The organism is Actinomadura bangladeshensis, assembly GCF_004348335.1.
GTDB classification, from domain to species: Bacteria; Actinomycetota; Actinomycetes; order Streptosporangiales; family Streptosporangiaceae; genus Spirillospora; species Spirillospora bangladeshensis.
The window spans coordinates 1-7,159 of record NZ_SMJW01000342.1 but is presented as its reverse complement, the minus strand read 5'-3'; the positions used below and the strand labels follow the sequence as shown (position 1 = coordinate 7,159).

Below are 7,159 nucleotides of genomic sequence, written 5' to 3'. Positions count from 1 at the left end.
GTCCCCACGGTCGGCGGGGGATCGGCGGGCGGGGCGATGGCGATGGCCTTGGCCTACGTGCACGGCCTCACGCCCGATGCCCGCGCCCCCTACAACCGCCGGATGGTACTGAGCGCCAACGTGGCCCGGGACGGCACGCTCCTTAAGGTGACGGAGATCGAGCGCAAGATGCTCGCGGTGGCGGATCGAGAGCTCACGCTGCTGGTGTCCCCCGCCAACTGGGCCAGGGCCAGGGCGGAGGCGGAGGAGCGAGGGCCCGACCTGCGGGCCGAGGTGGTCGAGGACGTCCCCGCCGCCCTCTCGACGATGCGGATCCATCCGTCCCGGCATCCGTACTGGATGGTGCCCCTGCTGGTCGTGGTCGTGCTCGGAGGGATCGCCGCCTACGCGGTCGGGCGGGCGCACGACGAGCGGGACGCCAGGCGGGTGCGCGAACTGGCCGCGATCGTGGAGCGGGACGCCCGCACAGATCCCGGCCGGGCCGCGGTCGCCGCACTGGCGGCGCAGCGGATCGGGCCGGGGAGCGAGGACGCGAGCGACGCGCTGCTGCGGGTGGCGGCGGTGGACCCGCGGCTGCGCGGCGTCGTGTCCAGCGGACGGCCCGCCGGCGCGGTCGCGGTATCGGCGGACGGACGCAGGATCGCGGTCGGCGGGAACGGGCACCGTGTCCGGGTCCAGGAACCCGGCGGTGGCCGCTTCCGGGCGGTCGGCCACGGCGGCGCGGGGGTCAGCGCACTGGCCTTCACACCCGACGGAAGGACGCTGATCAGTGGAGACGACAAGGGGCTCGTCGTCCGCTGGGACATCACGGGTCCGGTCCCGCGGCCGGTCCAGGAGGCGTCGTCACACGGACGGGTCGACCGCCTGAGGGTGTCGCCCGATGGGAGGCTGCTCGCCGTCCAGCGGGCCGGCCCGGGCGTGTCGATCTGGCGGTTGACGGCGGTGGCGGCGCGCCGCGGTGGCGGGTACGACGCGCTGCCGGCGGAGGCCCTCGCCCGGTTGCCGGTGACCGATCCCACCGATGTGGTGTTCGTCGACGACGACTCGGTGGCCGTGACGAGCGCCGAGAAGGGGCAGGTGGAGGCGGGTGTGTACGCCGCCTCGACCGGCAGGCGCGAGCGAACCCTGCTCCCGGCCAACCACGGTGTCTTCGTTGGCGCGTACGCGCTGGCCATGGCGCGCTTGGCCGATGGCCGCCGGGTACTGGCGGTCGGTCGCCGGGCGCCGTTGGCCGACAAGGGGCCCGAACTCGGACGTGTCGTGGTGTGGGAGACACGGCACTGGAAGGTCGTGCGGCGGGTCAAGGACAGACGGACGGTGATACGGCTTGCGGCGGGCAGGGACGGCGACCGCCTGGTGGTCGGCTCATCGGGGGCCGGGAGGCCGGATGCCCAGTCGACGTTGAAGGTTCTCGACTTGAGCACCGGGGAGTGGCGGGGGCCTGAACTCGGCGGGCCCGGCATGATGTTCCGTGCGCAACCGCAGTTCGACTCCGCCGGCGGGCGGTTGGCGGCGCTCACCGACGCCTGGCATGCGACCGACTGGTCGATGCCGTCCGGGCCGCCCCTCCACCAGGGCGTGGTGACGCAGGTGGCCACCGATCCGCGGCATCCGAGCCGGGTGATCACCGCGGGCATGGACGGACTGGTCCGCGTGGCCGACGTGCCGAGCCTGCGCGTCGTGCAGACCATCGATCTGAAGCAGCACGGTCCGATCATCTCGATGGCCGTCGCACCGGATGGGCGCACGATCGTCACCGGTCACATGGACGGCCGCGCAGTGGTGTCGGACCTCGACCGGGGCAAGGCCGGACGAGTGCTCGGGGAGCCGGTACCGCACGGCCTGGGACGGATTCTGACGATCGCCTTCGACCGGCGGGCGGCCAGGGTCGCCATCGGCGACCTGCAGGGCACCACCGAAGTATGGAGCCTGCGGGACGGACGTCTGCTCAACGAGATCCCGTCCGCCGACCGCGAAGCCGTGCGAGCCCTGCTCTTCGCCGGCCGCGACGATGAACTGATCATCGGATATGACCGCGACCACGCGAGCATCGTGCCGCTGCGCGGCGGGGCCGCCAGGAGAATCGACTTCCCGGACGGACTGGCGGTGGCCGTTCCCCTATCGGCCTCAACGCTGCTCACCGGCCAGAACAACGGTGAGTTGCACATCACCGACCTCGACTTGCGGCAGACCGGCGCACAGCCGTCTGTCCGGCTCACGGTCACAGTGAGGGACATCACGGTCTCGCCGGACCGGCACACCTGGCTGGTGCCCAGTGTGGCCGGGGCCGTCCGCTTCATCGCCGCGGACGGGGGACGAGAGATCGCCGTGGTGAACGGTATGGCGGCGGACCGCGAAACCGACGCGCCGGTGGTTCCGTACTACACCGCGGCCTTCACCGGGGACGGCCGGTACGCGGTCTTGGGCGCGGCGAGCGGTCGTCTCGCCGTGCTCGGCTTGTCCGAGAGTGCGCTCGTACGGCGGGCGTGCTCGCTGCTGCCCGCGAAGGCCCGGACCGACCCGGACATCTCCGTTCCGGGCGAGGCGCACATGGGCCGACGGGAGGCGCTCGCCGTATGCCGTTGAGGGAACATGAACCGGCCAGGCTGGCCGCCGCCGTCCAGCAGTGCGAGAAGGCCACGGGCAGGAGGCGTTCCAAGGGCACGCTCCAGCCGGCCAACGTGATCGTGACCCAGTTGATCGGCGTTCCCTGGTTGCTGCCGGCCGCTGAGCGCGCCGTCCGTGACGATGTGGACGCTCTGGTCAGGCTGCGCGAAGGGCCTTTCGCGGAGGCCGTCCGGGAAAAGCTCGAAGCCTCGGGGCCGCCCTACCCCTTCCTCATCCGGCGGCTCCACGCCGTCCTGTACGCCGTGGAGGCCGCCCGGCACCGTCGCCATGGACGGCATGCGGAGGCGGGACAATGCTGGGAACGGGCCCTCACCGAGTGGACGGACGCGGACCCCGCCAACGGCTCGGTCGCGCACGCGCAGGTCTGGGACCTGGTCGAGTCGTTCCTCCGCGAGCCGGGTGGGGCGGGATCGCGCTCGGCCTTGATGAGCGTCCCGGTACGGGGCCGCGAAGGATACGAGCCGGCGACACTGGTCGCCGAAGCCGTCGAGTTCGCCGAGGGACGGGTCCCCGGCGCGTGGCCGTGCCCGCGGGAGATGGCCTTCACCGAGATCGATCCGGAAACCTGCGCCGAGATGGCGCAGGTCACGGTGGCGTCGGCCGGCGGGACGCCGGCGGCCGTGCGATGGCGGCTCGTGGCCGCCAAGGGCCACGTGTTGAGCAGCGTGCCGAGGACGCCGCTCGCCGCGCCCCTCGCCGTGCTCGCCGAGTCGCTCGCCGCCGGAACACGCATCGACCCGTCATCGACGGTCGTCGCCGGACTGGGTGGGGGCGGCCGTCTCGTCCCGGTCGGGGACACCGCCGAACTCGTCCGCTTCGCGGAGGAGAACGGCAAGCGCCTGGTGCTGGGCATGGAGCGCGTTCCGGAGGGCACCGGAGCCCTGTTGCGGCGGGTCCCGCGCTTGCGCGTCCGGCCGTCGACGGAAATCCCCGCCCCGGATGTGGCCACGGCGCTCCGGCTGGTCCGCAGGCGGCCGAGCCGCCCGCTGCGGTGGGCGACGGTCGGCGTACTGGTCGCGCTGCTGACCGTCGCCGGCGGATACGCCGTGCACGAGCGAGGCGACTCCGCCGGGGACGCGAAACGTCAGGAGAGCGTACGGCTGGCACGCACCCTCGCCGGGCAGGTGCGCGAGCACGCGACGGCGGAACCAGCGAAGGCCCTGCTTCAGGCGCTGGCCGCGCAGCGGATCTCCCCGGGCGGTACCGGTGCCCGCGCGGCTCTGCTGAACTCGGTCTACGCCGACCTGCGCCTGCGCGGACTGCTGCGGGGCGCTCCTCACCCGTTGCGGTCGCTGGTGATGGCCGCCGACGGCCGCACGGCCGCCGCGGCCGGTGACACGCCGGGGATCGCGGTGTGGTCGCTCGGCCAGAACGCGCCGCAGTTCCCGCGAAAGGTCGCTACAGAGGGCGCGGTGACGGCGCTGGCCCTGGCCCCGGACGGGAAGACGCTCGCCTACGCCGGCCGCTCAACGGGCACCCGGACGGTCGCCCTGGCACCGTCCGGCCGCACCGGTGTCCTTCCGCTCCCGGAGAAGGAGACCACGGTCAGGGCGCTCACGTTCTCCCCGGACGGACGGGACCTGGCAGCCGCCACGGGCGACGGCGCACTGCTATGGCGCGGCACCGCGGACAGACCACCGGTGCGTCTTGCGGAGGGCACCGATATCGCCGCAGCGGAGTTCGCTCCGAAGGGCCGGTCGGTGGCGCTGATCGGGGTCGGCGGCGAGGCCTCGTTCTGGCGCGCGGACGGCAAGGAGGCGGAACGGTCTGCCGCCGTCGACCTGCAGTCTCCCGGGAGTGGAATCGCCTACGACCTGGAGGGAAAGACCGCGTTCGCGGTGACCGTCAACGGCTACATCACTCCGTTGGACCCCCGCAGCGGGAAACGGCTCAGCGAACCGGTCTTCGTCGGGATCGGGGGCCGTCCGGTGGGCATGACGCCGGCCGGGCTTTGGATCGCATCTGTGAACGGCCTCGCCACGTTCGCCACCGACTACCTCCTCGACGGGGGACTGTTCGCAGGCAACGCGATCATCGGACTGGGAGCCCGCGCTCGCAGCATGGCCGCGGTGAGCGCGGACGGCGCCACGACCGTCACGCCCGCAGACGACGGCGTTCTCGCCGTCCACGACGCGGCCGATCACCGCATGTTCAGACAGTGGGTGGCCGGGGTGTACGGCGCCGCCATGCTGCCGGACGGCAAGATGCTCCTCCTCACGGGTCTGCAACCGCCACGGGCGTGGTTGACGGTGTACGACCCGAAGACCCGGCACGTGCACGCGCAACTCTCCTTCCCGGCGAAGTTCAGTCTCGCGCCGGGCGTCCTCAGCGCGGGTACGAGGTCGGCGGCCCTGGTCACGTCGGACGGGCGGGTCCTGGTGTGGCGCTACGACGGCGACCGTGAACTGGAGAAACTCGCGGAGCTGAGCGGGCGGCCCGGCTCCCGGCGTCCGGTGGTCGCCTTGGACGAGGACCACGGACGGCTCTTCGTGGCGTGGCCTGACCGGCTCGTCGGCTACGCCTATGACGGTACGGCGCCGCCGCGGGAGATCTCCGAGAGGCGGCTGGAGGCCCCGGCCGCCTGCCTGGCCGTCGACCCCCCGCGCGCCAGGGTCATCGGCTGCACCGGGGCCGGTATGCGCTTGTGGCCGCTGGATGCCGGAGGCCGTATCGGGCGGCCCCTCCCGCTCGGCTCGCATGCCGTGATCCTGGCCGCCGTGACGGCGAACGGCACCGTGGTCGGTGCGGGGCCGTCCGGGGACATGTTCGCCTACAAGGTGAGCGGAGAGGACGTGACGGAGCGCACGTTGCCGGGCGAGTCCGCCTACGTCCACACGCTGACCGCCGTCGGGAACGATGTCGTGTTCTCCGCCCGGACCGGCTACATAGGCGTCATCGACCCGGATTCGGGTGAAAGCCTGCTGCGCGTCCGCTTCCCCGACGAGAGCAACCCGCCGTTCACCACCTGGCAGGACTCCCAGGGGCTGCACTTCGCGCTCGGCTTCAGCGCCCTGCGGCTCGACATGGTCATCGATCCGGCGGCACTCGCCGTGCGCGCCTGCCGCCTGGGAGGCTGGAGCGGAAAGAGCCCCACCGTCGGGGACGTGGTGCCGGGGGCACCCGAGGAAACGCGTGACCGGCCGCTGTGCCCGGTGGAGGGCTGAGCCGTGGCAGCCGGGGTGACGCGTCCCGTGCCGCGCGGTGAGCCGTCGCGGATCGGGCGGCGGCAGGACGAGGCGCGGCACCTTCGCCGGCTGCTCGCCTACAGCGACCTGTACCACCGGTCCCAGCGGTGGCGGCGGGCCCGGATGGCCGGGACGCTGCTCATCGCGGCGGTCGCGCCGGTCGCGGTGGTGTTCTTCCCGGCGGGGAGCGAGACGCTCGCCGCCCTGGGCGCGGCGTGGCTGGTGGCGTCGCGCACTGGGCTGGCGTGGCTGGAGGAGCGGGCGGTGCGCCGTGCGGCCGCGGTCCAGGAACTCTACGAGACCGACCTGTTCGGGCTGCCGTGGAACGCCGCGCTGGCCGGCCCGCGTCCCGCCCCGGAGGAGGTCGTCGCGGCCACCGGCCGCATACGCCGCCCGGACCGGTACCGCGGCTGGTTCGGCATCGACGTGGAAGACGTCCCGTGGCCCGGCGACGTGCTGCTATGCCAGCGCCAGAGCATGGTGTGGAGCCTGCGCGACCACCGGGCCTACGGGGGCGCGCTCGTGGCGGCGGGGCTGGGCTGGTTCGGGGTCGGGCTGGGGCTCGCGCTCTACCGCGACATGAGCCTGGCGGACTACCTGGTCAAGCTGTTCCTGCCGGTCTGCCCGGCGCTGCTGGACTGCGTCGAGCTGGCCGGCGCCCACTGGCGGCACGCCGCCCGGCGGGAGGAGGTGCTGCGGGAGATCCAGAACCTGTGGGACGCGCACCGCGCCGATCCGGCGGGGCTCGACCCCGCCGACTGCCGCCGCGTCCAGGACGCCGCCTACCTGCTGCGCCGGGACGGCCCCAAGATCCCCGGGGCCTTCTACCGGCTGCGGCGGGGAGCCTCCGCACGCAGCACGGCGGAGGGCGTCGCCGTGCTCCTCGACGGCACGGAGCCGTCCTGAGCGTGGCATGCTGCAGGGGTGTCGGTTGAGCCCATTGTGCTGGTGGTCGGGGACGAGGAGTTGCTCGCGGAGCGGGCGATCGGGGAGGTCGTCGCGTCCGTGCGGGCGGGGGACCCGGAGGCGGAGGTCATCGATCTGGCGCCCGGCGGGCTGGAGCCCGGGCGGATCTCCGAGCTGACGTCGCCGTCGCTGTTCGGGGGCGGGAAGGTGCTCGTCATCCGGTCGGCGCAGGACCTCGGGAAGGACCTGACCGCCGAGGTGCTCAGGTACGCCGAGAACCCGGCCGACGAAGTGGTGCTCGTGGCCGTCCACCCGGGCGGGGCCAAGGGCAAGGCACTGGTGGACGGGCTCACCAAGCTCAAGGCGCGCAAGATCTCCTGCCCCAAGGTGACCAAGGTGGGGGAGCGGGTCGACTTCGTGCGGGCCGAGATCCGCCGGGC

The 7,159-nt window shown here is 73.2% G+C and carries 4 protein-coding genes; all 4 read left to right on the top strand.

The features are described from left to right. Nucleotides 1–2,586: WD40 repeat domain-containing protein (locus E1284_RS36935; RefSeq protein WP_207924169.1), on the top strand; the 2,586-nt coding region annotated here is incomplete at its 5' end. Beyond that, nucleotides 2,583–5,792 (top strand): WD40 repeat domain-containing protein, encoded by a 3,210-nt coding sequence (locus E1284_RS36930; RefSeq protein ID WP_131944792.1) that lies wholly within the window; start codon nucleotides 2,583–2,585, stop codon nucleotides 5,790–5,792. The genes E1284_RS36935 and E1284_RS36930, both read left to right, overlap by 4 nt. Before the next feature lie 3 nt (nucleotides 5,793–5,795). After that, entirely contained in the window at nucleotides 5,796–6,719 is a 924-nt protein-coding gene (locus tag E1284_RS36925; RefSeq protein ID WP_131944791.1) for an S-4TM family putative pore-forming effector, read from the top strand. Nucleotides 6,720–6,737: 18 nt separating this feature from the next. Continuing rightward, nucleotides 6,738–7,159, top strand: a 422-nt coding sequence (locus E1284_RS36920; RefSeq protein WP_481726580.1) for a DNA polymerase III subunit delta, incomplete at its 3' end; no start/stop codon positions are given.